This is a genomic window from Leifsonia sp. AG29 (assembly GCF_009765225.1).
Lineage (GTDB): Bacteria > Actinomycetota > Actinomycetes > Actinomycetales > Microbacteriaceae > Leifsonia.
Genome location: NZ_VMSF01000001.1, coordinates 1081938 through 1107863 on the forward strand (window position 1 = coordinate 1081938; position 25926 = coordinate 1107863).

At 72.6% G+C, this 25926-nt stretch carries 27 protein-coding genes; 9 read left to right on the top strand and 18 right to left on the bottom strand.

The annotated features are described in order from the left end of the window. Positions 1 to 34 precede the first annotated feature (34 nt). Positions 35 to 961, top strand: coding sequence for an NADP-dependent oxidoreductase (locus tag FPT20_RS05270; protein ID WP_158863279.1), 927 nt, complete (start codon positions 35 to 37; stop codon positions 959 to 961). A 30-nt stretch (positions 962 to 991) separates the two neighbouring features. Beyond that, positions 992 to 1399, top strand: coding sequence for a hypothetical protein (locus tag FPT20_RS05275; RefSeq protein ID WP_158863281.1), 408 nt, complete (start codon positions 992 to 994; stop codon positions 1397 to 1399). Here FPT20_RS05275 and FPT20_RS05280 read toward each other — a convergent pair. Next, positions 1396 to 2664 carry an alpha-hydroxy-acid oxidizing protein gene (locus FPT20_RS05280; protein WP_158863283.1) on the bottom strand — a complete coding sequence of 423 codons (1269 nt, stop codon included), beginning with the start codon at positions 2662 to 2664 and terminating at the stop codon, positions 1396 to 1398. The genes FPT20_RS05275 and FPT20_RS05280 overlap by 4 nt on opposite strands. Before the next feature lie 32 nt (positions 2665 to 2696). Continuing rightward, on the bottom strand, positions 2697 to 3281 hold the full coding sequence (locus FPT20_RS05285) for a LysR substrate-binding domain-containing protein (RefSeq protein ID WP_158863285.1): 585 nt from the start codon (positions 3279 to 3281) through the stop codon (positions 2697 to 2699). A gap of 66 nt (positions 3282 to 3347) precedes the next feature. Here FPT20_RS05285 and FPT20_RS05290 point away from each other — a divergent pair, with 66 nt between their 5' ends. After that, positions 3348 to 3740, top strand: a complete 393-nt coding sequence (locus tag FPT20_RS05290; protein ID WP_158863287.1) for a DUF5997 family protein — start codon at positions 3348 to 3350, stop codon at positions 3738 to 3740. A 9-nt stretch (positions 3741 to 3749) separates the two neighbouring features. Here FPT20_RS05290 and FPT20_RS05295 read toward each other — a convergent pair whose 3' ends face one another. The 6 genes from FPT20_RS05295 to FPT20_RS05320 all read right to left on the bottom strand — a co-directional run bounded on the left by FPT20_RS05295 (position 3750) and on the right by FPT20_RS05320 (position 9586). Next, complete coding sequence (locus FPT20_RS05295; RefSeq protein WP_158863289.1) at positions 3750 to 4181, bottom strand: DUF1622 domain-containing protein; 432 nt, start codon at positions 4179 to 4181, stop codon at positions 3750 to 3752. A 45-nt stretch (positions 4182 to 4226) separates the two neighbouring features. After that, positions 4227 to 6161, bottom strand: a complete 1935-nt coding sequence (locus FPT20_RS05300; protein WP_158867839.1) for an amino acid transporter — start codon at positions 6159 to 6161, stop codon at positions 4227 to 4229. Between the two features lie 187 nt (positions 6162 to 6348). After that, positions 6349 to 7869 carry an SDR family NAD(P)-dependent oxidoreductase gene (locus FPT20_RS05305; RefSeq protein WP_158863291.1) on the bottom strand — a complete coding sequence of 507 codons (1521 nt, stop codon included), beginning with the start codon at positions 7867 to 7869 and terminating at the stop codon, positions 6349 to 6351. A gap of 69 nt (positions 7870 to 7938) precedes the next feature. After that, positions 7939 to 8232, bottom strand: a complete 294-nt coding sequence (locus tag FPT20_RS05310; protein ID WP_158863293.1) for a DUF6510 family protein — start codon at positions 8230 to 8232, stop codon at positions 7939 to 7941. Next, positions 8229 to 8996, bottom strand: coding sequence for a ferredoxin reductase (locus tag FPT20_RS05315; RefSeq protein ID WP_233265394.1), 768 nt, complete (start codon positions 8994 to 8996; stop codon positions 8229 to 8231). Before FPT20_RS05315 ends, FPT20_RS05310 begins: the two co-directional genes overlap by 4 nt. Further along, positions 8993 to 9586: a sulfite oxidase-like oxidoreductase gene (locus FPT20_RS05320; protein WP_199245674.1), complete on the bottom strand. Its 594-nt coding sequence runs from the start codon at positions 9584 to 9586 to the stop codon at positions 8993 to 8995. Before FPT20_RS05320 ends, FPT20_RS05315 begins: the two co-directional genes overlap by 4 nt. An 80-nt stretch (positions 9587 to 9666) precedes the next feature. On the opposite strand from FPT20_RS05320, the gene moaA reads away from it, so the two are divergent. Both moaA and FPT20_RS05330 read left to right on the top strand, forming a co-directional pair. Continuing rightward, positions 9667 to 10755 carry a GTP 3',8-cyclase MoaA gene (gene moaA, locus FPT20_RS05325; RefSeq protein ID WP_158863295.1) on the top strand — a complete coding sequence of 363 codons (1089 nt, stop codon included), beginning with the start codon at positions 9667 to 9669 and terminating at the stop codon, positions 10753 to 10755. Continuing rightward, a complete protein-coding gene (locus tag FPT20_RS05330) occupies positions 10748 to 10993 on the top strand; it encodes a MoaD/ThiS family protein (protein ID WP_158863297.1) in 246 nt (81 codons plus the stop codon). Before moaA ends, FPT20_RS05330 begins: the two co-directional genes overlap by 8 nt. Before the next feature lies 1 nt (position 10994). Here the strand turns inward: FPT20_RS05330 and FPT20_RS05335 are convergent, their stop codons facing one another. The 9 genes from FPT20_RS05335 to FPT20_RS05375 are packed head-to-tail and all read right to left on the bottom strand — an operon-like array spanning position 10995 to position 19462. Next, positions 10995 to 12035 carry a sulfate/molybdate ABC transporter ATP-binding protein gene (locus FPT20_RS05335; protein ID WP_158863299.1) on the bottom strand — a complete coding sequence of 347 codons (1041 nt, stop codon included), beginning with the start codon at positions 12033 to 12035 and terminating at the stop codon, positions 10995 to 10997. Beyond that, positions 12032 to 12832 (bottom strand): ABC transporter permease, encoded by an 801-nt coding sequence (locus FPT20_RS05340; protein WP_158863301.1) that lies wholly within the window; start codon positions 12830 to 12832, stop codon positions 12032 to 12034. Before FPT20_RS05340 ends, FPT20_RS05335 begins: the two co-directional genes overlap by 4 nt. Then, on the bottom strand, positions 12829 to 13632 hold the full coding sequence (gene modA, locus FPT20_RS05345) for a molybdate ABC transporter substrate-binding protein (RefSeq protein WP_158867845.1): 804 nt from the start codon (positions 13630 to 13632) through the stop codon (positions 12829 to 12831). The genes FPT20_RS05340 and modA overlap by 4 nt, the downstream gene beginning before the upstream one ends. Next, a complete protein-coding gene (locus FPT20_RS05350; RefSeq protein WP_158863303.1) occupies positions 13629 to 14033 on the bottom strand; it encodes a TOBE domain-containing protein in 405 nt (134 codons plus the stop codon). Before FPT20_RS05350 ends, modA begins: the two co-directional genes overlap by 4 nt. Positions 14034 to 14073: 40 nt before the next feature. After that, positions 14074 to 14514 (bottom strand): molybdenum cofactor biosynthesis protein MoaE, encoded by a 441-nt coding sequence (locus FPT20_RS05355; protein WP_158863305.1) that lies wholly within the window; start codon positions 14512 to 14514, stop codon positions 14074 to 14076. Continuing rightward, on the bottom strand, positions 14511 to 15494 hold the full coding sequence (gene moaCB, locus FPT20_RS05360) for a bifunctional molybdenum cofactor biosynthesis protein MoaC/MoaB (RefSeq protein ID WP_158863307.1): 984 nt from the start codon (positions 15492 to 15494) through the stop codon (positions 14511 to 14513). Before moaCB ends, FPT20_RS05355 begins: the two co-directional genes overlap by 4 nt. Beyond that, complete coding sequence (locus tag FPT20_RS05365; RefSeq protein WP_158863309.1) at positions 15491 to 16708, bottom strand: molybdopterin molybdotransferase MoeA; 1218 nt, start codon at positions 16706 to 16708, stop codon at positions 15491 to 15493. The genes moaCB and FPT20_RS05365 overlap by 4 nt, the downstream gene beginning before the upstream one ends. 43 nt (positions 16709 to 16751) lie before the next feature. Then, positions 16752 to 17909, bottom strand: a complete 1158-nt coding sequence (locus FPT20_RS05370; protein ID WP_233265395.1) for a ThiF family adenylyltransferase — start codon at positions 17907 to 17909, stop codon at positions 16752 to 16754. 26 nt (positions 17910 to 17935) lie between these two features. Continuing rightward, the gene (locus FPT20_RS05375) at positions 17936 to 19462 is read right to left on the bottom strand and encodes a molybdopterin-dependent oxidoreductase (RefSeq protein WP_158863311.1); all 1527 of its coding nucleotides are present in this window, start codon (positions 19460 to 19462) and stop codon (positions 17936 to 17938) included. 83 nt (positions 19463 to 19545) lie between these two features. On the opposite strand from FPT20_RS05375, the gene FPT20_RS05380 reads away from it, so the two are divergent. The 4 genes from FPT20_RS05380 to FPT20_RS05395 all read left to right on the top strand — a co-directional run bounded on the left by FPT20_RS05380 (position 19546) and on the right by FPT20_RS05395 (position 24571). After that, positions 19546 to 22143: a DEAD/DEAH box helicase gene (locus FPT20_RS05380; RefSeq protein ID WP_158863313.1), complete on the top strand. Its 2598-nt coding sequence runs from the start codon at positions 19546 to 19548 to the stop codon at positions 22141 to 22143. Positions 22144 to 22157: 14 nt separating this feature from the next. Then, the gene (locus tag FPT20_RS05385; protein WP_233265396.1) at positions 22158 to 22907 is read left to right on the top strand and encodes a YqjF family protein; all 750 of its coding nucleotides are present in this window, start codon (positions 22158 to 22160) and stop codon (positions 22905 to 22907) included. A 120-nt stretch (positions 22908 to 23027) separates the two neighbouring features. Then, positions 23028 to 24242 carry an inorganic phosphate transporter gene (locus FPT20_RS05390; RefSeq protein WP_158863315.1) on the top strand — a complete coding sequence of 405 codons (1215 nt, stop codon included), beginning with the start codon at positions 23028 to 23030 and terminating at the stop codon, positions 24240 to 24242. After that, positions 24239 to 24571 carry a peptidase gene (locus tag FPT20_RS05395; RefSeq protein WP_158863317.1) on the top strand — a complete coding sequence of 111 codons (333 nt, stop codon included), beginning with the start codon at positions 24239 to 24241 and terminating at the stop codon, positions 24569 to 24571. The genes FPT20_RS05390 and FPT20_RS05395 overlap by 4 nt, the downstream gene beginning before the upstream one ends. 24 nt (positions 24572 to 24595) lie before the next feature. Here the strand turns inward: FPT20_RS05395 and FPT20_RS05400 are convergent, their stop codons facing one another. Further along, positions 24596 to 25873: a uracil-xanthine permease family protein gene (locus FPT20_RS05400; protein ID WP_158863319.1), complete on the bottom strand. Its 1278-nt coding sequence runs from the start codon at positions 25871 to 25873 to the stop codon at positions 24596 to 24598. Between the last annotated feature and the right edge of the window lie 53 nt (positions 25874 to 25926).

Consider the following 25926-nt stretch of genomic DNA (forward strand, 5'->3'; position numbering starts at 1 on the left):
TAGGCTCCCTCCTACGAGAGAAGGGACTCAGCCTGTGCCGCGTTTCGTCCAGTTCGATGAGTTCAGTTCCCGGGACTTCCTCCATGTCGTCGAGCGCGAGCGGCCGTGGCCCGGCCCCGGGCAGGTGCTCGTCCGGGTGATGGCCGCCGGGCTGAATCCGATGGACTACAAGTGCTATCGCGACGAGGCGGCCGCGGCTCGGATGGGCGTCACGCTCCCGAGCGGGATCGGGCAGGACTTCGCGGGGTTCGTCGAGGAGCTCGGCGAGGGCGTCTCGCGGTTCGAGCTCGGCCAGGCGGTGCTCGGCACGGCGCCGTTCGCCTCCGTCGCCGACTTCGTCGTCGTCCCGGAGGACGGCCGGGTCATCCCCAAACCGGACCCGCTGACGTTCGAGGTCGCGGGTTCGCTCGGCGTCGTAGGGCGCACCGCCATGGCCTCGGTCCGGTCGCTCGACCTCGCCGAGGACGACTGCGTGCTGGTCAGCGCCGCGGCCGGCGGCGTCGGCGTCCTGGCGGCGCAGCTGGCGATCCGCGCCGGCGCCCACGTCGTCGGGACGGCGAGCGAGGAGAACCACGAGTTCCTCGAGACGCTCGGTGTCGTCCCGGTCGCCTACGGGGAGGGACTGGCCGGGCGGGTGCGCGAGGTGCTCGACCCGGACCGCCGCATCACCGCGGTCCTCGACAACCACGGTCCGGACACGATCGATGCGGCGCTGGAGCTGGGCGTCCCTCCCGAGCGCATCAACACCATCGCCGTCTTCGGGCCGGCGGCCCGCGGCGCGCAGCACGTCGGAGGGGCCGCGGCGGGCAACGACGAGCTGGCCGAGCTGGCGCAGCTGCTCGCGGAGAACGAGCTCGTCCTGCCCATCGACTCCATCTACCCGATCGAGCGCACGGTGGAGGCGTTCGCCCGGCTCGAGGGCGGCCACCTGCGCGGCAAGATCGTGATCGTGACCGACTGAGCCCCGGGGACCCGACGAGAGGAAGCACCCATGATCGATGACGACACCGCCCGCCTGCTCCGCGCTGCGGGCCTGCGCTGGCAGCCCGTCTCGGGCGACACCTTCGCGATCGACCGGCCCGACATGGGCGGCGAGCGGTTCACGGTCAGCGACATGACGATCGAGCCGCACCACTTCGACACCGGGACGATCCTCGGGTTCAACGGGACGACCGAGTGGGCCCTGGACTCGCTGGCCGTGGAGGAAGCGCTGTGGATCCCGCGCGAGGACCAGCTCCGCGAGCTGCTCGGGGCGACGTTCCGGCACCTCGCGCGCACGCCCGACGGTTACCGCGTGACCATCGTGCTCGACGGGCAGGAGCGCATGTTCGAGGCCGTGGACGCCGCCACGGCCTACGCCCAGGCGCTGCTGTCGCTCATCGGTGCCTCCGTCTCCTAGGCGAGCAGTCCCCGGCCGGCCTCGGACACGGAGCGCAACCCGGCGAGACCGAGCGTGATGTCGAGTTCGGCGACCATGTTGCGGAGGAGCTCGCGGACGCCTTCCTCGCCCGCGACGGCGAGCGCGTAGGCGTAGGGGCGTCCCACGGCCCGGGCGCCCAGGGCCAGCGCGACCAGGACGTCGCGCCCGCTCCGCACGCCGCTGTCGAAGAGCACGGGGAGGCGGTCGTCGACCGCTTCGACCACGGCGGGCAGCGCGTCCAGGGCGGACAGCCCGCCATCGATCTGGCGGCCGCCGTGGGTCGAGACCTGGACGGCGTCCACCCCGGCGTCGACCGCGCGGCGGGCGTCATCGGGATGCAGGACGCCCTTGAGCACGATCGGGAGGCGCGTCCGCTCGCGCAGGAAGGCGAGATCCTCCCAGCGGAGCGACGGGTCCGCGAACACCTCGAGGAACGTCTCCACCGCGGCGAGCGCCTCCCCGGACCGGAGCTTCGAGCCGAGCGGTCCCGGATGATGGCGGAGGATGCTCGCGAAGGAGCGCAACGCAGCGGGCGTGGGAGTCGTCCGGGGGCGCCCGGCGCGTGCCGACCGCGCTCGGACCAGCTCGCGGAAGACGGGGTCGCTCGTGTACTGGGCGATGCCGAGGCCGCGGCTGAACGGCAGGTAGCCGAGCGAGAGGTCGCGCGGCCGCCAGCCGAGCAGGTGCGTGTCGAGCGTGACGACGATCGCTTCGCACCCCGAGGCCTCGGCGCGCGCCACGAGCGAGGCGACGAGCTCGCGGGAGGAGCTCCAGTAGAGCTGGTACCAGCGGGAGGCGCCGGGCCGGACGCCGTCCATGGCCGCGGCGACCGCCTCCATCGGCTCGGACGCCTGCGTGGACAGCACCGCGGGAACCCCGAGTGATGCCGCGGCGCGAGCCGCGGCGGAGTCGCCTCCGCGCCGCGCGAGCTCCAGCACGCCGATCGGCGCCAGGAGCAGCGGCGTGGGACGGCGGATGCCCAGCAGCTCGATCGAGAGGTCGCGGGCCGAGACGTCGCGCAGCACGCGCGGCACGATCCGGTGCTGCCGGAAGGCGTCGAGGTCGGCCGCGGCCGTGCGCTCGAGACCGGCCGAGCCGGCGATGTAGGCGAACGCCCTGCGGCTCAGGCGTTTCTGCGCGGCGCGCTCGAGGTCGGCGGCGCCGACGGGGATGCGCGGCCGGCGGCCGGATACGCCCGCACGGTAGATCTCGGACTGGGCATCGCGGCCGGCGCTGGACGTCATCCCGCCATTCTGGCCCGCACGGCGCCCGGCGGTCAGCGCCGCCGCGCCCGCTTGCGGGAGGTCGACGCCTGCTGCTCCGCCACCTGTGGGTTCCGCGAACTGTGAGCGGTCCGGCCGCGGACGATCCCGATGAAGTCGTCCACGAGCTCGTGCTGGCCCTCCCGCGGCCAGGTCAGCCCGATGCTGCTCCGCGGGGCGTCCCGCAGTGTCATCGCCACGACGTCGCGACGTCGGAGCGCCTTGGCGACCGAGGCGGGCAGCAGGGCGATGCCGTCACCCGCGGCGACGCTGCGCATGAGGGCCTCGTCCGGGGATCCGGTGACGCGGGGTTCGTCCGCCAGATCGCGAAGCGCCAGCTCCTCCTCCAGCGTGAGGAGGTGCTCGTGGTGCATGACGACCACCACCTCCTCCTCGTAGAGGGGGATGAGATGGCGGTCGTCGTCCGGGGCCGCGTCCCGGGCGAACACCATGTCGGCCTCGCCCGCGGCGAGCACGGCGAGCGGGTCCTGAGCGGGCCGGACCAGCAGTTCGACGCGCGGGAACCGCTGCTCGAACGTGCGGGTCCACTTGCCCACGGTGACCCCGAGCGGGAAGGCGAGCGCGAAGCGGGAGTGCATGCTGGCCAGGGTAGCCGAGGGTGGCCGGACGTCTCCGGCGAGCGGCGCGCTCGATAGGCTGGAGGGATGAAACCCCAGACCATGAAGGCGGCGACCGCGGCCAAGAAGCTCGGCGTCTACCTGCCGGCGACGCCTCCCGAGTTCCGCGAGCGCGAGATCAGCCGCACCGAGCTCGACGAGCTGCTCGCAGAGCCGCCCGCGTGGCTGCAGGCGCTCCGCGCCGAGGGGCCTCACCCGCGCGACGTCGTCGCGCGCAAGCTGGGCGTGTCGAATTCTGGGCTCGCCCGCGGCGGCGTCACGGAGGCGCTGACCACGAGCGAGATCAAGGCGCTGCTCGCCGACCCGCCCGCGTGGCTGGTCTCCGAGCGCGCGACGCAGGCCGCAGTACGCGCCGAGAACGCGCGCGTCAAGCAGCGCGACGCGGAGCGCGCGCGACGCAGCGACGATCAGGCCGGCTGAGCGCTCGCGTCAGCGGCCCTCCGCCGCCGCTCCGCCGGTGCCGGCCGCCGGCTCTCCGGCTCGCCGAGCCGCGTGCGCGAGCGCTTCGGGACCGGTGACGAGTGCTCGCCGCCACGGGGCCACGCCGTCGATCTCGACCTGGAGCGAGAAGCTGAGGATGGTGCGGATCAGGACGATGATCGCGAGCACGAACGCGTCGGTGAGCGACGGCGTCGACGTCACCGTCTTCACGAGGTCGGCCGCCACGAGCAGCTCGAGCCCGAGCAGGATCACCCCGCCGAAGCTCTCCCGCAGGGTCCGGAACGCGGCGGCCCCGCTCCGGGTGCGCCTCCAGGCGAGCACAGCCAGCAACAGCGCGACCACGAAGCCGATCGCCATGGCCGCCACCCCGACGAACTCGAACGCGACCCCGATCGACTCGAACACCGCGTGTGGCTCCATGCGCACATGGTGCCACACGGCACAGCCCACGGTCGCGAGCCGCGCTCAGGAGACGTGCACGGCCGGCCGGCGCTTGACGTCCTTCTCGGCCTCGCGGAGCACCTCCCGCGTGACCGGCGCCACCTCGCCCACCCCGGTGATGAGGTACCGGAACATGTTCGAGATCGGGTTGCCCTCGGTCCACTCGAAGTAGATCGTCGGCACGACGCCCGTGATGTCGCGCATCTCGAGCAGCACCGAGGCGATGGTGTTCGGCACGTTGCCGCTCTTGACCTGGAGCACCCGGTAGCCGAACTTGACGACGCCGTGCACCACGAGGTCCTCCTCGAAGTCGGAGGAGTCCGACGGGAACACCTCCAGGAAGATGGTGCGCGAACGCTGCGGGATGTGGCTGAACTTCCGCTCGTCCTTGTTCTTCTGCTCGTACTCCTTCGTCGTCTCGACGTCGGGCTCGTGCGAGATGATGCGGATCTCGCCCTCCTCGGCGTCCTCGAGGATGAAGTCGAGGGCCGTCACGTCGAAGGTGACTGAGGTGGCTCGCAGCTGGAAGGACCGCCCGACGCGCGACACGATCGAGACCACGAGGATGCCGATGATGAACAGCGTCGCGATCCGCAGGCCGTCGGGCCGCTCGATCATGTTGTCGATCGTCGTGTACACGAAGATCGCCGTGATGATCGCGAACACGAGCGTGCGCTTGGGCTGCTTCTTGCGCCACGCCGAGAGGCTCACCGCCAGCGACGCGGAGGTGATCAGCACCAGGACGCCGGTGGCGTAGGCGCCGCCCTGCGCGTCGACGTTCGCGTCGAACACGATCGTGATGAGGAAGGCGATCGCGGTGAAGACGAGCACGAGCGGTCGGACGGCGCGAGCCCACTGGGGCGCCATGCCGTAGCGCGGGAGGTATCGCGGGACGAGGTTGAGGAGGCCCGCCATCGCCGAGGCGCCGGCGAACCACAGGATGAAGATCGTGCTGATGTCGTAGACCGTGCCGAAGGCGTTCCCGAGGTATTCGTGCGCGAGGTAGGCGAGCGCGCGGCCGTTGGCCGCGCCTCCCGGCTGGAACTCCTTCTGGGGGATGAGGAGCGTCGTCGTGAAGCTCGAGGTGATCAGGAAGACGCTCATGATGATCGCCGCCGTCGTGAGGAGGCGGTGGGCGCCGCGGATCCGGCCCTCCGGCTGCTCCGGGTCGTCGTCCTGGCGTCCCTTGATCTGCGGCATGACCGCGACGCCGGTCTCGAAGCCCGAGAGACCCAGAGCGAGCTTCGGGAAGACGAGGAGCGCGACGCCCACGATGATGAGCGGGTTCCCGTTCTGCTGGAACAGGGCGGTCCACCAGTCGTCGATCGCGGTGGGGTGCTGGAACACCTCCACGATCGAGGTCGCCACCACGACGACGTTGAGCGCGAGGTACACGCCGACGAGCACCACCGCGATGCCGATGGCCTCGCGGAAGCCCTTCAGGAACACCGCGCCCAGCAGGGCGATGAGGGTCAGGGTGATGACCACGTTCTGCCCGTGGAACCACGACGGAGCGAACGGGTTCTCGATGGCGTGGGCCGAGGCGTCCGCCGCGGACAGCGTGATCGTGATCATGAAGTCCGTGGCCGCGAACCCGAGCAGCACCAGGACGAAGAGCTTGCCCGCCCACCAGGGGAGGAACCTCTCCAGCATGGCGATCGAGCCGGAGCCCTTGAAGCTCTCGCGCGCCACCCGGCGGTACACCGGGAGGGCGCCGAGGAGGGTGAGGGCCACCAGGACGAGGGTGGCGAACGGGGAGATGAGGCCGGCGGCGAGCGCGGCGATGGCGGGCTGGTAGCCGAGGGTCGAGAAGTAGTCGACGCCGGTCAGGCACATCACCTGCCACCAGGAGTGGGTGCGCTCGGGATTGCGGCCGTGCGGACCCTGCTGGGTGCCCTGCTCGTCGACCATCCCGCGCAGCAGCCAGTGACGCAGCCGCCCTCGGTGCGTGGTCGGCATCGGGACGGGGCGCGCCTGCCCCGGCACGGGGATGGTGCTCCGCGGAGTGACACGCGGCGGCGCGGCGGCGACGGGGGCTCCCGGCCCTGTCTGCTCCGACTCGGCCACCTCTTTCGGGACCCGCGGGCCCGGTGTGCTCGTCATCGACGATCCTTCGCTCGTGTCTTCGTGGTCAGCGTACCTCTGGTCACCACGCCGACGGCCTGTAGTCCTTGAGGAACACCCCGTAGACGTCCTCGCCGCCCTCTCCTCGCACGATCGGGTCGTACACCCGCGCCGCGCCGTCGACCAGGTCGAGGGGGGCGTGGAAGCCCTCCTCGGCGAGGCGGACCTTCGTGACGTGCGGGCGCTCGTCGGTGATCCAGCCGGTGTCGACGCTCGTCATCAGGATGCCGTCGGACGTGAAGAGCTCGCCCGCGCTCGTTCGCGTGAGCATGTTGAGGGCGGCCTTCGCCATGTTGGTGTGCGGATGCCCCGGTCCCTTGTAGCGGCGGCCGAAGACGCCCTCCATCGCCGACACGTTGACGACGTACGACCGTCCCGCGGAGGCGAGCGACGGCCGGAGCCGGTCGACGAGGATGAACGGCGCCGTGGTGTTGCAGAGCTGCACCTCGAGGAGCTCGAGCGGGTCGACGTCGCCGACCGTCCGGGTCCAGCTGTTGACCGTGTCGACGTCCGGCACCAGGCCGCCCGCGTCGATGGCGGTGCCGTCGGCGTGCCGCTCCAGCGAGGAGGATCCGGGCGCCATGGCCAGGCGCGCGAGGTCGCTGGCGGTGAGGGCCGCGGGGCCGGCGAGCTCGGCGATGGTCCCAGTGACGTCGGCCGCCGAGAGGAGGGGGTGGGCCGCGACCGAGGCCTGGAGGGCCTGAGGGTGCGGGTCGGCGGTGTGGCCGAAGGTCTCGAGCTCGGGCAGCGGACCGTCGGGGAGTGGCCGGCTCTCCGCCTCGGCGAGGAGGGAGTAGGCGCCGGGGGAGCGCCGGACGGTCTGCGCGGCGTTGTTGATGAGGACGTGCAGCGGCCCCCGCTCGGCCACGGAGTCGGCCAGGGCGATCACCTGGGCCGGGTCGCGGAGGTCGATGCCGACCACCCGGAGGCGGTGCAGCCAGCGCCCGGCGTCGGGGAGGCTGGAGAAGCGCCGCACCGCGTCGCGGGGGAACCGCGTCGTGATCGTGAGGTGCGCGCCGTCGCGGAGCAGCCGCAACGCGATGTGCATCCCGATCTTGGCGCGGCCTCCGGTCAGGAGGGCGCTCTTGCCGGTCAGGTCGGTGCGCGCGTTCCGCTTCGCGTGGCTGAGCGCCGCGCAGGAGGGGCACAGCTGGTGGTAGAACCAGTCCACCTCGGTGTACGGGGCCTTGCAGATGTAGCAGGCCTGCGCCCGGCGCAGGGTGCCCGCCGTGGGTGCGCCGGTGGTCGACGACGTCAGTTCGCGTCCGCGCGTCTCGTCGTCGATGCGATCGGGCGCTCCGGTGGCCGTCGCGGCCACCACGGCCCGGTCGGCCGCGAGCTCCTCGTCGCGAAGCTGCCGTCGGCGCGCTTGCTTGACCGCCTTGAACATGTGCGCCGTGGCCTGGCGCACCCTCACGAAGTCCGGGTGCTCCCGGTCGAGTTCGTGAAGGGAGGCGAGGACCCGGAGGGTCGTCGCCAGATCGTCGGGATCGACGCCGGCGGGCGCCGAGGGTGCAACGGTTTCGGACGTGTGGGGAGGCACTGGAGAATCATAGGGGCTCGTCCTGACCGCTCGGGACGCACGCGCGTGCAGTGCACCGCCCGCTCCGGATCACTCGACGGCGAACTCGAGCCAGGAGAGGCCGCGGAGGTCGAGGCAGAGCCGCCCGGCGCGCTCCGTCGCCACCGCGAGAACGTCGCCGCACACGGAGCAGCGGAGGACGACGCCGTGATCGTCGGGGTAGACGCGACCCCGCGCCACGACGGCCTCGTCGCCGCAGTGCGCGCAGCGACCGCGCGCGGAGGTGACGTCGACGGCGAAGACCTCCGAGAGCAGGCCGGCGGCGGCGTTGCCGTCGAGGTAGTCCAGGCGCTCCCCGGGAGCGTCACTCGTGGGATCCGTCATGCTGCGCCTCCGATGCCGCCGTAGCGCTCGGTGCGGATGCGCGCCGGGTCGTGGCCGGCGTCGACGAGCCAGCCGGAGACGGCCTCGACGAACGGCGTGGAGCCGCACAGGTAGAAGGTCTGGTCCTCGTCGCTCGGAAGCACCAGGCCCATCAGCGCCTCGCGCATCAGCCGGCCGGGAGGCACGGGTGACCCGGGAGGCGCCTCCCGGGTGTAGACGTAGTCGACGCGGAGCGGCGCGGGCCCGCCGGCGAGCCGGGCGAGCTCGTCGGCGTAGTAGCCGGAGGCCGGCGTCCGAACGGAGTAGAGGAGGCGGAAGGGCGCCGCGCTCGCGGCCGCCGCGTGCGCCCGGGCCATCGACATGAGCGGGACCACCCCGGAGCCCCCGCCGATCAACTGCACCGGACCGGGGTCGGCCGCGCGCCAGACGAACCAGCCGCCGACGGGCCCGCGCACTTCCAGCTGGTCGCCCGGCATGATGCCGTGCACGAGATAGGGCGACACCTCGCCGTCGGGAAGCTCCTCCACCGTGATCTCGAGCTCGTCCGGGCCGAGAGCCGCCGGAGAGAGCCCCCCGGCACCGGGCGCCGAGGCGATGGAGTAGGAGCGCACGGCCTGGTAGCCGTCGGGCGCAGTGAGACGGATGTCGACGTGCTGGCCGGCCAGATGCCCGCTCAGCCCGGGGATGCGCAGCCGGAGGGTGCGTGCGGTCGCGGTCTCGGCGCGCGCGTCGACCACGTCGGCCACTCGCCACGCGGTGCTCACCAGTAGCGCTGCTCCTTCCAGGGGTCGCCGTACATGTTGTAGCCGTTCTGCTCCCAGAAGCCGGGCTGGTCCTGCGGGAGCATCTCCAGTCCGCTCACCCACTTGGCGCTCTTCCAGAAGTAGAGGTGGGGCACCAGGAGGCGCGCGGGACCCCCGTGCTCCGGCGCGAGCTCGGCTCCGTCGAAGGTGTGGGCGATCCACGCTTTGCCGTCGAGCAGGTCGGCGAGGGGGACGTTCGTCGTGTAGCCGCCGTAGCTGTGCGCCATCGTGTACTCGTAGTCGGTGTCGACCTCGGCGAAGAGCGTGTCGAGCGAGACGCCGCGCCACGAGGTGCCGAGCTTCGACCAGCTGGTCACGCAGTGGATGTCGGTGCTGACCTCGTCCTGCGGGAGGGCGAGGAACTCCTCCCAGGTCCAGCTCTTGACGACGCCCTTCTCGTTCGTGATCGTGAAGGCCCAGTCGTCGTGCGGGATACGGGGCGTGGGCCCGGCGGAGAGCACCGGGAAGCCCTCCGTGAGGTACTGCCCGGGAGGGAGGCGGGGGTCGTCGTTCCGACGGCGACCGAGGAAGCCGGACGAGATGATTCCCATGGCGGCAGCATAGGGGGAGGCGCGCGGCGCGGTCTACGGCGGGACTGCCCTCGGGCCGGCATCGGTCTAGGGTGAAGACCATGACCGCCGTGAACCTCGGGTTGCCCCGGAGCTCCGCGCTGCCCGGCGGCCCCGGGCCGCGAGCGGGCGCGCTGCCCGATGCCGGCGACCGGCCGGACCATCCGGGCCTCGTCGACCGGTTCGGGCGGGTCGCCCGGGACCTGCGGGTCTCGGTCACCGAGAAGTGCTCGCTGCGCTGCACCTACTGCATGCCGGCGGAGGGTCTCCCGGCGATCCCGCGGGACGAGCTGCTCACCGCCTCCGAGATCGCGCGTCTCGTCGGCATCGGCGTCCGCGACCTCGGCGTGCGGGAGGTCCGGTTCACGGGCGGCGAGCCGCTCATGCGCGCCGACCTCGCCGAGATCATCGGTCTCTCCGCCGCGGCGGCCCCCGGGGTCGACCTCTCGATCACGACGAACGGCATCGGCCTGGATCACCGGATCGGTGCGCTCGTCGAGGCCGGGCTGACCCGGGTGAACGTGTCGCTCGACACGGTGGACCGCGCGCATTTCGCCGAGCTGACCCGGCGAGACCGTCTTCCGGCCGTGCTCGCGGGCATCCGGGCGGCGCACGACGCGGGCCTGTCGCCGCTCAAGCTGAACGCCGTGATGATGCGCCAGACCCTCGCGGACGCGCCGGACCTCCTCGGCTGGGCGGTCGACAACGGGTTCCTGCTCCGGTTCATCGAGCAGATGCCGCTCGACGCGGACCACGCCTGGGTGCGCGACAACATGGTCCCGGCGGCCGAGCTGCTCGAGGTCCTCGGCAACCGTTTCGAGCTCACCGAGGCGGGGCGCGACGACCCGTCGGCGCCCGCCGAGGAATGGCTCGTCGACGGCGGTCCCGCCACGGTCGGGATCATCGCCTCGGTGACGCGCTCCTTCTGCGCCGCGTGCGACCGCACGCGCATCACCGCGGAGGGCACCGTCCGCTCGTGCCTGTTCGGCGACGATGAGACCGACCTCCGCGGACTGCTGCGGTCGGGCGCGCCCGACGCCGAGATCGCCCGGTGGTGGCGGGCAGCGATGTGGGGCAAGCAGAAGGGTCACGGCATCGATTCCGCGGCGTTCGCGCCGCCGGTCCGGAGCATGGGGGCGATCGGTGGCTGAGATCCTGGTGCGGTACTTCGCGGCCGCCGAGGAGGCCGCCGGCCGCCCGGAGGAGCGCCTCCAGCTCGGCGAAGCGACGCTCGGCGGACTCCGCGCCCTCCTGTCGGAGCGCTACGGCGAGCCGATGGAGCGGGTCCTGCGGTCGGGGTCGTTCCTCGTGGGCGGTGTCGTCTCCCGCGACCCGTCGCGCGAGCTCGATGAGGCCGTCGACGTCCTCCCGCCGTTCGCCGGGGGCTAGCTCAGACGGGGCGGATCGCGACGTCCTCGGGGGCGACCCGGAGCGTCACCGCGGCACCCGGCAGCAGGCGCGCTTCCGCGATCACCGCTGGCGGCACCAGCGCCGTCAGCACGTCGGTCCGCACCCGGACCAGGTCGGCGTGCGGTTCGAGGGCGATGACCCGGGCCGGGATCCCGGGATCGGTGTCGGCGGTGCTCCTCGGCGTCTCGACCCGCACCGCGGACGGTCGCACGACGGCTGTCACCGCTGCTCCCTCCGCCAGCGGGCCGGCCGCGATGCCGGGGATCAGGGCCCCCGACTCCGTGATGAGGCCGCCGGCCGATCGGCGTCCCGAGACGAGCGACAACCCCGAGAGCTCCGCGGTGAACGGGTGCCGGGGGTGCTCGAAGACGGCGCGGGCGGGACCCTCCTCCACGACACGGCCCGACTCGAGCACGGCGACCCGGTCGGCGAGCAGGTACGCGTCGAGGGCGTAGTGCGTCACCAGGACGGTGGTGCGCCCCTCCAGGACCTCGGAGAGCACGGTGCGGAGCTCTGCGGCGACCGTGACATCGAGCGCCGAGAGCGGTTCATCGAGCAGCAGGAGGCGCGGTTCGGCCGCGAGGGCCCGCGCGATCGCGACGCGCTGCGCCTGGCCGCCGGAGAGCTCGCCCGGGCGGAGGCCGGCGAAGGCCGCCGTCCCCGTCCTGTCGAGCCATTCGTCGGCCCGCGCGGCGGCAGCCGACCGGGGGAGTCCAGCGCTGCGGGGCCCGAACTCGACGTTGTGGCGAACGCTCAGGTGCGGGAAGAGCAGCGCCTCCTGGGCGAGCAGTGCCACGCCGCGCCGGTGCGGCGCCGGCCAGCTGCCGGGGAGATCGAAGAGCGTCGAGCCGTCAAGCGTGGCGCGGCCCGCGCTGGGGCGGACCAGCCCGGCGACGATGCCGAGCACCGTCGACTTGCCCGCGCCGTTCGGGCCCAGCAGAGCGAGGGTCTCGCCGCCGGGCACGGCGAGGTCCACCTCCAGCGATCGCTCGGGGAGGGAGGCGGCGAGCCGGAGGCTCACGCGACGGCCTCGCGCGCCGCGGGGCGCCGACGCGCGCCTCCGGTTCCGTGGGCGACACCGACGACGACGATCGCCACGACGATGAGCAGGAGCGACAGCGCCAGCGCCGCGTCCGGGTCGGTCTCGCGCTGGAGATAGATCTCGAGCGGCAGGGTGCGGGTGGTGCCCTGCAGGCTGCCGGCGAACGTCAGCGTCGCGCCGAACTCGCCGAGCGCGCGGGCGAAGGACAGGATCGCCCCGGAGACGACCGCCGGTGCGACGAGGGGGAGGGTGACCCGCCGGAGTACCGTCCACGGACCTGCGCCCAGCGTCGCTGCCACGGCCTCGTACGCCGGGCCCGCCGTGCGGAGCGCACCCTCGAGACTCAGCACGAGGAACGGCAGCGCGACGAACGTCTGCGCGATGATCACCGCCGGTGTCGAGAACGCGACATCGATCGCGCCGCCGAAGAGGCCTCGCCGCCCGTACAGCGCGAGCAGCGCCAGGCCGCCGACGACGGGAGGCAGCACCAGCGGGAGCAGCACGATCGCCCGCACCAGACGCCGGCCCGGGAACGGCACCCGTGCCAGGACGAGCGCCATCGGCACCCCGAGCACGAGGCAGGCGGCGGTGGCGATCAGGGAGGTGCGCAGGCTCAGCAGCAGTGCCTCCACCGACGCGGGAGACGAGAGCAGCGGGATGAGCTGCGCCCAGTTCACGCGGAGCACCATGGCGATCACCGGCAATGCCACGAACAGCGCTCCGAGCGCCGCGAGCACGGTCACCCAGCGCGGGACGTCGAGTCGCGGAATCGTCACGGGGCGCCGAATCCGGCGGCCCGGAGGACGGCGCGCCCCTGCGGGCCCGCGACGAAGGCGACGAAGGCCCGCGCCGTCGCGGGCTGCGCGGAGCCGGCGATGGTTGCGATCGGGTACTCGTTGACGACGTCGGCCGCCTCGGGGAACGGAACAGTGGCGACCTTCGCACCCGCGGCCTTGACGTCGGTGGCGTACACGATGCCCGCATCTGCTTCGCCGGACTCGACCTTGCCGAGCACGTCCGTGACGGACGACTCCTGGCTCACGGGCGACAGGGCGGTGCCGCTCGACGCCTCCACCTTCGCCGTCGCGGCCCCGCAGGGAACCTGCGGAGCGCACACCACCGTCTTGACGCCCGACCGGGCGAGGTCCGCGAAGGCGCGGATCTTCGCCGGGTTGCCCGGGGGCACCGCGATGGAGAGAACGTTCGTGGCGAAGCGCACGGGCGGCCCCGAGGTGACGCCCGCCTTGACCGCCTTCTGCATGTTCCCCTCGACGGCCGAGGCGAACACGTCAGCAGGCGCACCCTCGGTCAGCTGGGTGACGAGGTCGGAGGAGCCGGCGAAGCTGAAGGTCACGGTCGCTCCGGGGTAGGCCGCCTCGAACTCCCGGCCGATCCGCGTGAAGCTGGTGGTGAGCGAGGCAGCGGCGAAGACCGTGATCCGGCCGTGCACGCCGGTGGGGGTCGCGGATTCCGGGGAGGAAGCGCCTCCGGTCGCGGACGTCGCGCAGCCCGTCAGCAGGAGGGCCGCCGCCGTGATCGTCAGCGCGGCGCGGGCGAGCCGGTTCGGCACGGTCAGTCCCTCCCGATCGGGGTCTCGACGATGACCGTCGTCGCCTTCACGACGGCGACGGCGACGGAACCCGGTTCGAGCCCCAGCTCGCGCACGGCCTCGCTGCTCATGAGCGACACCACCCGGTGCGGACCGCACTGGAGCTCGACCTGGGCCATGACGGTGTCCATCCGGATGTCGGTCACGAGGCCCACGAAGCGGTTGCGCGCCGACCGGGCCACACCGGAGGGATCGTCGGGAAGCACCGCGTTGCGCCGGGCGAGCTTCGCGAGCTCCAACCCGTCGACGACGGTGCGGCCGGCCTGGTCGCGGTCGCTGCTCAACGAACCGGCGTCGACCCAGCGGCGCACGGTGTCGTCGCTGACGCCGAGGTAGAGCGCGGCGTCCTTGATCCGAATCTGCGGCATGAAACGGATGTTACCGCCGCAGACGCGGATCAGCCAGGCATCAGAGCCCGACCCATTCGGACTCGCCGTCGGTGAAGTGCTGCCGCTTCCAGATCGGGACCCGGGCCTTGATGATCTCGACGAGCTCGGCGCAAGCCGCGAACGCCTCGGCGCGGTGGGGCGCGGCGACCGCGGCGACGAGGGCGAGGTCGCCGATCACGAGGGAGCCGACGCGATGCTGCGCCGCGACCCGCAGGCCGGTGCCGGCGGCGATCTCCTCGCAGCAGGCGCGGAGGAAGGCCTCGGCCTCGGGGTGCGCGCGGTAGTCGAGCGACACCACGTCGCGGCCGCCGTCGTGGTCGCGCACGATGCCCTGGAAGGAGACGACGGCGCCGGCCTCCGCCCGCCACACGAACTCGTCGAGCACCACGGGCTCGAGCGGCGAGTCGGTCACCGCGGCCCAGACGTCCCGGTCGCGCGTGCCGGGGTGCGTGCCGCTCATCGGTGGTCGCCTCCGCCCAGCTGGTCGAGGAGGTGGGGGAGGAGCTCCTCCAGGACCGCAAGGCCGTCTCGGACGCCGCCGCGCGAGCCGGGCAGATTGACGACCAGGGTCCTGCCCGCCACGCCCGCGAGGCCGCGGCCCACCGCTGCGAGCGGTGTGGAGGCGGCACCTCGCGTGCGGAGCGCCTCGGCTACGCCGGGGAGTTCCCGGTCCAGGACGGCGGCCGTCGCCTCGGGTGTCCGATCGGTCGGCGATACGCCCGTGCCTCCCGTGGTCAGCACGACGGCGGGCCGTTGTTCGACCGCGCTCTTCAGGGCCGGCCCGATGTCGGCGTCGGCGACCACGCGCACCTCGGCCGGGAGCCCGCGTTCCTGGAGCCACCTCGCGATGACGGGCCCGGTCTCGTCCTCGTACTCTCTCGCGGCGGCCCGGGTCGAGGACACCAGCACGACGGACGTCCGCGCCGGCGCGGCTTCGGCGGAGGCGGCCTCGGCCGCATCCTCCCCGTCCCTCCGCCAGTCGCCGCGCTTGCCGCCGCTCTTGGCGACCAGGCGGACGTCGGTGAGCGATGCGGCCGGGTCGACCGCCTTGACCATGTCGTGCAGGGTGAGCCCGGCGACCGCCACCGCCGTCAGCGCCTCCATCTCGACGCCGGTCCGGCCGCGCGTGCGGGCGCGCGTCTCGATCTCGATCACACCGGCCTCCGCGTCGAGGAAGAAGTCCACGGCGACCGAGCTGAGCGGGAGGGGGTGGCACAGCGGGATCAGCTCGCTCGTGCGCTTGGCGCCGCCGATGCCGGCGATCCGGGCGGTGGCGAGCACGTCGGCCTTAGGCAGGTCGTCGGCGCTCACGAGCCGGATCACCTCGGGGGTGGTCACGAAGCGGCCGCGGGCCACCGCCTCGCGGTCGGTCTCCGGTTTGGCGCCGACGTCGACCATGCGGGCGCGTCCGTCGGCGTCGAGATGGGTGAGCGAGGTCATAGGGTCCAGACTGTCACGACGGAGCCTGCAGCGACGTCCTCCGCCTCCGCGGGCAGGTCGATGAGCACGTCGGCGCGGGCCATCCCGGCGACGAGATGCGACCCGGATCCGGAGACCGGCGCGGCCTCGCCGGTGCCGACGAGGCGCCCGCGGAGGAACTGCCGGCGACCGGGGACCGAGCGCACCGCCTCCCTCAGCCGGACCTGGAGCGTCGGCACGGGCGGCAGACCGGCCGCCGCTCGCAGCGGTCCGCGGAGGAACACGGCGAACGAGACCTGCGTGCTGACCGGGTTGCCCGGGAAGCACACGACGGGTACGCCGTCGATCACCGCCGTCGCCTGCGGTCCGCCCGGTTGCATCGCCACCGAGGTGACGTCGGCGCCGCGCGGCTGGAGCACCTCGCGGACCACCTCGAACGCGCCCTTCGAGATGCCGCCGGAGGTGATGACGAGATCTGACGTGCGGACGGCCTCCTCGACCGCGGCGGCGAAATCGGCCGGGACGTCGGCGGTGGCGGCGCGGAACGAGACGACGGCCCCCGATTCCTCGGCGAGCGCGGCGAGGGCGACGCCGTTCGCGTCGAACACCTGGCCGAAGCCGGCGGCGCCTCCTGTCGGGACCAGCTCGGAACCGGTCGTCAGGATGGCGATCCGGAGCCGCGCCCGCACCTCGACCGTCTCCACGCCCGCGGAGGCGAGCGCGGCGAGGTGCCGGGCCTGGAGGCGCGTCCCGGCCGGCACGAGAACCTCGCCCCGGCGCAGGTCGCTGCCGCGCTCCCGGACGAACTCGCCCGGGCGGCGGGCGAGCCTCACCTCGACGACGGCGCCCTGGAGGTCGTCGTCGCGCCCGAGAACGAGCTCGGTGTCCTCGACGGGGACGACGGTGTCGGCGCCGTCGGGCACGGGAGCACCGGTCATGATGCGGATCGCCGTTCCCGCGGCGAGCTGGACCGGGCGGGCGTGTCCGGCGGGGATGTCGCCGGTCACCTCCAGGGCGACCGGGGCGCCCGCGATGTCGGCCGCGCGCACGGCGAAGCCGTCCATCTGCGAGTTCCGGAACAGCGGAAGATCGACGGCGCTGCGGACGTCGGCGGCGACGACGCGGCCGTGCGCCTCGGCGAGGGGGACCGCCTCGATGGCGGCCTCAGCGACGAGGGGCTCGAGCATCCGCTCGATCGTGAGGGCGTGCTCCTCCACGGTGCGCGGCATGCTCATGCCCCCAGTATCCCGCCCCGGCACGCGGGTGCGCGAGCGCGGCTCAGTAGCGCGGCAGCGACGGGTCGACGTCGCGGGACCACGCGTCGATGCCGCCGGAGAGGACGAGGCCGGGCGCGCCGGCGCCGGCGAGAAGCTCGCGCGCGGTCTCCGCCCGGATGCCCTTGTGGCAGACGATGACGAGCGGCTCGTCGCCCAGGCGCGCGGCGACGCCGGGCGCGTCCGAGCGGATCACGTCAAGCGGCACGAGCAGGGAGCCCGGGATCTCGGCGATGTCCGCCTCCCACGGTTCGCGCACGTCCAGCAGCACGTGGGGCTCGCCCGCCAGGAGGCGCGCGTGCAGCTCCGCGGGGCTGATCGCCGCCTCCACGCCGCAGAAGAGGTCGTAGTCGATGAGCCCGGTCACCGGCGCCGCCTCGGGGTCGCGCTCGTAGCGCAGCTCCCGGAACGTCGCAGCGAGGGCGTCGTGGACGACGACGCGGCCGAGCAGCGGGTCGCCGGTCCCGGTGACGAGCTTGATCGCCTCGCTCACCATGATGCTGCCGACGGTGGCGCACACGGAGGGGAGCGCGCCGGCCTCCGCGCAGCTGGGGATGCTCCCGGGCTCCGGCGGCACGGGGAAGAGGTCGCGATAGACGGGTCCGCGGGCCCTCCAACTCACCCCCGCCTGGCCGCCGGTCTGATGCACGGCGCCCCACACGACAGGGATGCCGGACAGGGAGGCCGCGTCGTCGACCAGGTACCGGGTCGGGAAGTTGTCGCTGCCGTCCAGGACGAGGTCGAAGCGCTCGAAGAGCTCGAGCGCGTTGCCCGATGTCAGCCGCTCCGGCACCGCGACGACCGTGGTCTCGTCATCGAGGGCGCGGACCGCGTCGACGGCCGAGGCGACCTTGGAGCGCCCGAGCGAGGCCGGCGTGTGGATGTTCTGGCGGGGGAGGTTGCTCGCCTCCACCCGGTCGTCGTCGACGATGCCGATGGTCCCGAACCCTGTCGAGGCGAGGAGCGGCAGGACGGCGGAGCCGAGGCCTCCGGCACCGATCACGAGCACCCGCGCCGCCCTCAGGCGCCGCTGGGCGAGCAGCCCGAAGCCGGGGAGCTGAGCGGTGCGCGAGTACCGCGCCTCGCGGTCGGGGGCGAGCTCGGGCCCGGGCTCGACGAGCGGCGGGAGGCTCCCGGTGGCGGCGGGCGGAGGCTGGATCACGCCTCCAGAGTAATCTCGGCGCGCGCTCACACCACCTGCACCTGGATGGTGTGCAGGCCCGTCGCGCCGTCGGGGATGACATCGGACTCGGCGACGATCTGCTGCTTGCCGGTCGCGTCGGTCGCGCGCACCCGGATCGTGTGCTGCCCCGGGTCGGCCTGCCAGGAGTAGCGCCACTGGCGCCACGTGTCCGGCGAGATCGCGTCCGCCAGCTCTGCCTGGAGCCAGTCGCCGCCGTCGATCTGCACGTGCACGGCGCCGATCCCGACGTGCTGCGACCAGGCGACCCCGGCGACGGTCACCGCGCCCGCATGCACCTGCGTCCCGCGAGCCGGCACGTCGATCCGGCTGGAGAGCTTGACCGGGCCGCGGGCGGACCAGCCCCGGTCCGTCCAGTACGCCGTGGCGTCGGCGAACCGCGTCACCTCGAGCTCGACGACCCACTTCGTGGCGGACACGTAGCCGTAGAGGCCCGGGACGACCATGCGCACCGGGTAGCCGTGCTCGAGCGGGAGGGGCTCGCCGTTCATGCCGACGGCGAGGATCGCGTTCCGACCGTCGGTGAGCGCCTCGAGCGGCGTTCCCGCCGTCCAGCCGTCCTGGCTCTTCGACAGCACCATGTCCGCCCCCGCGACCGGCCGGGCGCGGGCCAGGAGGTGGCGGATCGGGTACCCCAGCCACAGCGCGTTCCCGATCAGGTCGCCGCCGACGACGTTCGAGACGCACGTCAGCGTCGTGTACGACTCCTCGAGCGGCAGCGCGAGGAGCTCGGCGAAGGTCAGCTCGACCTCCCGCTCGACCTTCCCCGTGATCCGGAGACGCCAGGCCTGCGGATCGATGCCGGGCACCTGGAGGGCCGTGTCGATGCGGTAGAAGCCGGCGTTCGGCGTGACGACGGGGGAGAGCCCCGGCGTGTCGAACGATGCGCCCGCGGGCAGCGCCGGCGCCTTCTTCGCCGGCCGAGGGAGGCGGAACACGGCGCGGGCCGCCGATGCCGCCCGGTACCCCGCCGACGCGAGCTCCCCCAGGACGGTCGCGATGATGCCGGAGGCGGCGACGCCCGTCGTTGTCGCGACGAAGCGCCTCCTGCTGACGGACCCGATCGGCGCGACCCGGGTCGGCCTCGTGCCGCGGAGAAGGCTGGTGAGCCAGCCGAGGAGGAGCGCCGCCGCGAGCGCCGCCAGCACCGACGGGATCGCATCCATCACGCCCGCCCCGGAACGCGTGACCGCGGCCAGGACGCCGACCGCGCCGCCGATCGCGATGAGCACGCGCCCCCACGGCGGGCGGCGCAGCTCGAGCCAGCCGGCGAGGCCTCCGCCGACGAGCAGGACGACGGCCAGGCAGCTCACGAGGAAGCTCTTGTCGCCGGTGCCGAAGAGGCCGATCACCGACTCCTTGAGCCAGCCCGGCGAGAGGTCGATCACCAGCGAGCCGACGACGAGGACCGGGCTGCCGTTCTGCACGACGAACGCGCTGACGAGCTCCGCCGCACCCACGCCCGCGACGACGCTCGCAGCACCCGCGGCTGCCGCCGACCAGAACGACCTCATGGCCGCAGCCTAGGACGCCGTCCATGTGATCCGGGTGCGGACCGCGGCCCGGGTGCGGACGCGTATGGGAGGCTGGGGGCACCATGACCGACACCCCCGCCCCCGTCCGCCTCACCGTCGACGGCCTGCCGGGCTGGAGCGGTCCCGGAAGCGTCTCGGAGGACGCTGTCTACGAGGCCTTCGTCGCGTGGGCCGAGGCGGGAGGGATCACGCTCTACCCGGCGCAGGACGAGTCCGCGATCGCGATCGTCGGGGGCGCCAACCTGATCCTCAGCACGCCGACCGGCACGGGGAAGTCGCTCGTCGCGGTCGCCGCGCACTTCGCCGCCCTGGCACGCGGGGAGCGGAGCTTCTACACGGCGCCCATCAAGGCGCTCGTCTCGGAGAAGTTCTTCGCGCTCGTCGACATCTTCGGCGCCGAGAACGTCGGCATGATGACCGGCGACTCCGCGGTCAACGCCGACGCGCCGATCATCTGCTGCACGGCGGAGATCCTCGCTAACCTGGCCCTGCGCCACGGCGAGGAGACTCCGGCGGGCCAGGTCGTGATGGACGAGTTCCACTTCTACTCCGACCCCGATCGCGGCTGGGCGTGGCAGATCCCCCTGCTCCTCCTGAACCGCGCCCAGTTCGTGCTCATGTCGGCCACCCTCGGCGACGTGACCGCGCTCGCCGCGGACCTCGGCCGCCGGACCGGGCGCGAGACGGCGACCGTCACCGGCGTCGAACGCCCCGTGCCGCTGCACTACCGGTACGAGCTGACGCCGATCCACGAGACGATCGACGACCTCCTCCACACGGGCGAGGCGCCGATCTACGTCGTGCACTTCTCCCAGCTGGCGGCCCTCGAGCGCGCGCAGTCGCTGTCGAGCGCCAAGATCGCCTCCCGCGAGCAGCGCGACGCCATCGCCGAGCTGATCGGCGGCTTCCGGTTCACCACCTCGTTCGGCCGCACGCTGTCCCGCCTGCTGCGGCAGGGCATCGGGGTCCACCACGCCGGCATGCTGCCCAAGTACCGCCGGCTCGTCGAGCAGCTCGCCCAGCGCGGGATGCTGCGCGTCATCTGCGGAACGGACACGCTCGGCGTCGGCATCAACGTTCCGATCAGGACCGTTCTGCTCACCGCGCTCACGAAGTTCGACGGCACCCGGATGCGGCAGCTCAACGCGCGCGAGTTCCACCAGATCGCCGGACGTGCCGGCAGGGCCGGCTACGACACCGCGGGAACCGTCGTCGTGCAGGCTCCCGAGCACGAGTCGGAGAACCTCAAGGCGCTCGAGAAGGCCGGGGACGACCCCAAGAAGCGCCGCAAGATCGTCCGGAAGAAGGCGCCCGAGGGCTTCGTCTCCTGGGGCGAGCCCTCGTTCCGCAAGCTCGTCGAGGCGGAGCCCGAGACCCTCACCTCCTCGATGCAGATGACGAGCGCCATGCTCATCAACGTCATCGGCCGCGGCGGCGACGTCTACGGCCACGTCCGGGCGCTCGTGTTCGACAACCACGAGCCCTGGAAGCGTCAGCTGGCGCTCGCTCGGCGCGCCATCGAGCTGTACCGCTCCCTCCTCACCGCGGGCGTCGTCGAGAACGTCGGCGGGGAGGTCCGCCTCACCGTCGACCTGCAGCCGAACTTCGCCCTCAACCAGCCGCTGTCGCCCTTCGCGCTCGCCGCCTTCGAGCTCTTCGACGCCGAGTCGCCGAGCTACGCGCTCGACCTCGTCTCGGTGGTCGAGGCGACGCTCGACGACCCGCGGCCCGTGCTCTCCGCGCAGCAGTTCCTCGCCCGGGGCGAGGCGGTCGCCGCGATGAAGGCGGAGGGGATCGAATACGACGAGCGGATGGAGGCGCTCGAGCGGGTGACGCACCCCAAGCCGCACGAGGAGCTCCTCCGGGAGACCTTCGCGACCTATGCCTCCAGCCAGCCGTGGGTCGCCGATTTCGAACTCAGCCCGAAGTCGGTGGTGCGCGACCTCTACGAGCGCGCGATGACGTTCGGCGAGTACATCTCGTTCTACAAGCTCGCCCGCTCCGAGGGCGTCGTCCTCCGCTACCTCTCCGACGCGTACCGCGCCCTCGGGCAGACGGTCCCGCTCGAACTCCGGACGGAGGACCTCCGCGACATCATCGAGTGGCTCGGCGAGCTGGTGCGCCAGGTCGACTCGAGCCTCCTCGACGAATGGGAGGAGCTCGTCCACCCGGATGCCGCCCGCCACGCCGCCGAGGCCGGCGAGCTCGCGCCTCCCGCTCCCCGCAACGTCACCACCAACCGCCGCGCCTTCTTCGTGCTCGTCCGCAACGAGCTGTTCCGGCGGGTGCAGCTGGCGGCTCTCGACCGCGTCCAGGAACTGGGCGCGCTCGAGGCGGAGGCCGCGGCGCTCGCCGCGGGAGGCGCAGGCGCTCCGGAGGAGAGATGGTTCGACGAGCTCGCCTGGGATGAGGCCCTCGAGGCGTACTACGCCGAGCACGACGAGATCCGCACCGACGCCGCGGCGCGCTCCTCCGCCTTCCTCTCGGTCGACGAGAACCCGGACGGCGCGCCCGGGACCTGGCGGGTCCGCCAGACCTTCGCGGACCCGGCGGGCGACCACGACTGGGGGATCAGCGCCGACGTCCTCCTCGACGCCTCGGTGCGCGAGGGCGTCGCGGTGATCCGGGTCACCGCGGTCGGAATGCTGGGGGAGTCGTGAGAGAGCAGGACCCTGTGACCCCGGAGCCGCAGACGCCGGAGCCCGTGACACCGGAACGGAGCACCGCTCTGACCGGGGTGTGGACGCGCCAGACCTGGAGCGACGCCGCCTTCGTGCACTGGGCGGTCGACCCGTCGGTCGTCGACCGCTTCTTCCCGGCCGGAGTGCGGCCGGACACCGTCGACGGGCGGACGCACGTCGGTCTGATCGCCTTCCGTATGCAGCGGCTCGGCGCCCCGCGCGGCCCCGGCATCCCGTACTTCGGCGACTTCCTCGAGACCAACGTGCGTCTGTACAGCGTCGATCGGGAGGGGCGTCGCGGCGTCGTCTTCGTCTCGCTGGACGCATCCCGGCTGGTCCCCGTGCTCGGAGCGCGAGCCGCGCTCGCGCTCCCGTACATGTGGTCCCGCATGCGGGCCAGCCGTCGCGGGAGCGTGCTCGAGTACCGCAGCGCGCGGCACGTGACGGGAGCCGCCTCCAGCCGTCTCGTCCTGGACATCGGACAGCCGATCGCCGAGCCCATGGCGCTCGACCATCACCTGACCGCTCGCTGGGCGCTGCACGTCCGCGCGTGGGGCCGCACCGTATCCGTGCCCAACCAGCACCCGCGCTGGCCGCTCCAGCGGGCGACGCTCCTCGCGTGCGACGACGGGCTGCTCACGGCGGCCGGGCTGCCGTCCCCGGAGGATCCGCCGGTCAGCGTCCTCTACTCCCCGGGTGTCACCACGGTCTTCGGCCGCCCGGAGGTCCTGCGACCGGTTTGACCGACGCTATCCGGCGTGCGAGCATCGTGAACGCCGGGTGAACACCACCGGGTCCCTTGTATGAACTCCCGATGAATGATTGCGTCGGGAAGACCCTGTCCGCACGCGAGAGAGAAGACGGTGGACCTCACCCCGATCATCGTGCTGGTCATCGCACTGGCGCTCTTCTTCGACTTCACCAACGGTTTCCACGACACGGCGAACGCCATGGCGACGCCGATCGCGACCGGCGCCATGAAGCCGAAGATCGCCGTCGCGCTCGCGGCCGTGCTGAACCTCGTCGGAGCCTTCCTGTCCACCGAGGTCGCGAAGACCATCTCGGGCGGCATCATCAAGGAGGGGTCGGGCGGCGTCCAGATCACCCCGGTGCTCATCTTCGCCGGCCTCATCGGCGCGATCGTGTGGAACATGGTGACCTGGCTGTTCGGCCTCCCGTCGTCGTCGAGCCATGCGCTCTTCGGCGGGCTGATCGGGGCCGCGATCGTGGGAGCGGGCATCGGGGCCGTCGACTTCGCCGTCGTCCTCGAGAAGGTGATCCTCCCGGCGATCATCTCGCCGGTCACCGCCGGTGTCATCGCCTACTGCGCCACCAAGCTCGCCTACGCCATCACCCGCCGGTACGACGGCCGTCCGGACGGGCGCGGAGGCTTCCGGTACGGACAGATCTTCTCGTCGTCGCTCGTGGCGCTGTCCCACGGCACCAACGACGCCCAGAAGACGATGGGCGTCATCACCCTGACGCTCATCTCCGCCGGGCTCCAGCCGGTCGGCAGCGGTCCCGAGCTCTGGGTGATCGTGTCGTGCGCCCTGGCCATCGCCATCGGCACCTACTCCGGCGGCTGGCGCATCATCCGCACCCTCGGCCGCGGGCTCACCTCGGTCAAGCCCGCGCAGGGCTTCGCGGCCGAGACGAGCACCGCCGCGACGATCCTCGCCTCCAGCCACCTCGGCTTCGCCCTCTCGACGACCCAGGTCGCGTCTGGGTCCGTGATCGGCTCGGGACTCGGGCGCCGCGGGTCGTCGGTGCGGTGGGGGACCGCGGGCCGCATCGCGGTCGGCTGGCTGCTCACGCTGCCCGCGGCCGCCCTCGTCGGCGGCGCGGCCGCGGTCGTCGCGTCCCTCGGACCCGCCGGAGTCGTGATCGACGTGCTGATCGGGGCCGCCGTCGTGGCGGCGATCTTCTGGCGCTCGCGCCGCAATCGCGTGTCCAGCGAGAACGCGGTCGAGCCCGTGCCGTTCCAGGGCAAGAGCGAGGTGGCCGCCTCCGGGCGCGTCGTCAGGATCGAGAAGGTCAAGCCGCTCAAGAAGGAGCGCACCGGGAAGGGGACCGCATGATCGACTGGGGAGCGTTCCTCCTGGTCTTCGCGGCCGGGCTCATCGGCTCGTGCGTCGTGGTGGCGCTCTACTCCCTCGGCACCAGGCTGCTCGCCGTTGCCGGCCGGGCCCTGTTCGTGGAACCGGTCGAGTTCACCGACGCGATCACCGTGATCACGCCGGAGAAGGCGGCGAAGGCCCAGCGCCGCGCCGAGAAGGCTCAGCGCAAGAACCCCCTCAGCGCCGCTCAGAAGCGCGCCGCCCTCACGGGCGCCTACGCGTGCTTCGTGGCCTGCGCGCTCGCGGTGCTGTTCGGGCTCTACCTGATCATCCCCTTCTTCCACCGGTAGGGCGCGGCGAGCCGTCCGGCGGGGTCAGTCGGTTCCGCGGACCCGGGCGATCGCGTTCATGACGTGGTAGACCACGATCGCCGCGATCGCCCCGAGGGCGATGCCGTTGAACGTCAGCTGCCCGAGGTTCAGCGTGAAGTCCCCGATGCCGATGATGAGCGCGGTCGCCGCCGTGAACTGGTTCTTCGGCTTCGAGAAGTCGACCCGGTTGTCGAGCCAGATCTTGACGCCGATGACGCCGATCAACCCGTAGAGCGCCGTCGTGACGCCGCCGAGCACGCCCGCGGGGATGGTGTTGATGATGGCGCCGACCTTGGGGGAGAGCCCGAGCAGGACGGCGACGGTCCCGGCCACCCAGTAGGCGGCGGTCGAGTAGACGCGGGTGGCGGCCATGACGCCGATGTTCTCGCCGTACGTCGTCGTCCCCGATCCGCCGAGGAACCCGGCGATCGTCGTCGCGACGCCGTCCGCGAAGAGGGCACGACCGGTGACCCGGTTGACCGACGGGTCGGTGAGCTGGGCCACGCCGCGGATGTGGCCGACGTTCTCGGCGATCAGCACCAGCACGACCGGGAGGAACGCCGGCAGGATGCCCCACGTCGCCGCGGGTTCGGTGAACGGATTCGCCGGCAGGGTGAACGGGGGCAGCCCGACCCAGGGCGCCTTCGCCACGGCGTCGAATTTCACCTGCCCGGTGGCGACGGCGAACGCGTAGCCGACGGCGACGCCGAGGAAGATCGAGAGCCTCCCGAGCATGCCCCGGAAGAACACGGTGCACAGGATGACCGCAGCGAGCGTCACGAGAGCGGTGACGGGAGCCTGCATGAAGTTGTTCTTCGCGGCCGGCGCGAGGTTGAAGCCGATCAGCGCCACGATGGCACCGGCGACGACGGGAGGCATGAGCCCGTCGATCCAGCGCGTCCCGGTCGCGATGACCACGAGCCCGACGAGGGCGAGCAGCACGCCGGTGATCAGGATGCCGAACAGTGCCGACGGCATGCCGTGCGCCTTCGTCGCGGCGACGATCGGGACGATGAACGCGAACGAGGAGCCGAGGTAGCTCGGGAGGCGGTTGCCCGTGATCACGAGGAAGAGCAGCGTGCCGACGCCCGAGAACAGGAGCGTCGTCGCCGGCGGGAACCCGGTGAGGAGCGGTACGAGGAAGGTCGCGCCGAACATCGCGACGACGTGCTGGGCGCCCAGCCCGATGGTGCGCGGCCAGCTCAGCCGCTCGCCGGGCAGCACGATCTCGTGCGCTCCGACCGTCTTGCCGTCTCCGTGCAGCGTCCAGGGCAGTGGCATGGGTGTCCTCCACAGGGATCGAGGCGGATTAGGGTTGTATCGGCGATTCACGC

What these genes read in the sequence shown, in the direction of transcription:
- FPT20_RS05275 (WP_158863281.1), top strand. Translation starts at nt 992, where the DNA reads ATGATCGATGACGACACCGCCCGCCTGCTCCGCGCTGCGGGCCTGCGC.
- FPT20_RS05280 (WP_158863283.1), bottom strand. Translation starts at nt 2,664, where the DNA reads ATGACGTCCAGCGCCGGCCGCGATGCCCAGTCCGAGATCTACCGTGCG.
- FPT20_RS05285 (WP_158863285.1), bottom strand. Translation starts at nt 3,281, where the DNA reads ATGCACTCCCGCTTCGCGCTCGCCTTCCCGCTCGGGGTCACCGTGGGC.
- FPT20_RS05290 (WP_158863287.1), top strand. Translation starts at nt 3,348, where the DNA reads ATGAAACCCCAGACCATGAAGGCGGCGACCGCGGCCAAGAAGCTCGGC.
- FPT20_RS05295 (WP_158863289.1), bottom strand. Translation starts at nt 4,181, where the DNA reads ATGGAGCCACACGCGGTGTTCGAGTCGATCGGGGTCGCGTTCGAGTTC.
- FPT20_RS05300 (WP_158867839.1), bottom strand. Translation starts at nt 6,161, where the DNA reads ATGCCGACCACGCACCGAGGGCGGCTGCGTCACTGGCTGCTGCGCGGG.
- FPT20_RS05310 (WP_158863293.1), bottom strand. Translation starts at nt 8,232, where the DNA reads ATGACGGATCCCACGAGTGACGCTCCCGGGGAGCGCCTGGACTACCTC.
- FPT20_RS05320 (WP_199245674.1), bottom strand. Translation starts at nt 9,586, where the DNA reads ATGGGAATCATCTCGTCCGGCTTCCTCGGTCGCCGTCGGAACGACGAC.
- moaA (WP_158863295.1), top strand. Translation starts at nt 9,667, where the DNA reads ATGACCGCCGTGAACCTCGGGTTGCCCCGGAGCTCCGCGCTGCCCGGC.
- FPT20_RS05350 (WP_158863303.1), bottom strand. Translation starts at nt 14,033, where the DNA reads ATGCCGCAGATTCGGATCAAGGACGCCGCGCTCTACCTCGGCGTCAGC.
- FPT20_RS05355 (WP_158863305.1), bottom strand. Translation starts at nt 14,514, where the DNA reads ATGAGCGGCACGCACCCCGGCACGCGCGACCGGGACGTCTGGGCCGCG.
- moaCB (WP_158863307.1), bottom strand. Translation starts at nt 15,494, where the DNA reads ATGACCTCGCTCACCCATCTCGACGCCGACGGACGCGCCCGCATGGTC.
- FPT20_RS05365 (WP_158863309.1), bottom strand. Translation starts at nt 16,708, where the DNA reads ATGAGCATGCCGCGCACCGTGGAGGAGCACGCCCTCACGATCGAGCGG.
- FPT20_RS05375 (WP_158863311.1), bottom strand. Translation starts at nt 19,462, where the DNA reads ATGAGGTCGTTCTGGTCGGCGGCAGCCGCGGGTGCTGCGAGCGTCGTC.
- FPT20_RS05380 (WP_158863313.1), top strand. Translation starts at nt 19,546, where the DNA reads ATGACCGACACCCCCGCCCCCGTCCGCCTCACCGTCGACGGCCTGCCG.
- FPT20_RS05395 (WP_158863317.1), top strand. Translation starts at nt 24,239, where the DNA reads ATGATCGACTGGGGAGCGTTCCTCCTGGTCTTCGCGGCCGGGCTCATC.
- FPT20_RS05400 (WP_158863319.1), bottom strand. Translation starts at nt 25,873, where the DNA reads ATGCCACTGCCCTGGACGCTGCACGGAGACGGCAAGACGGTCGGAGCG.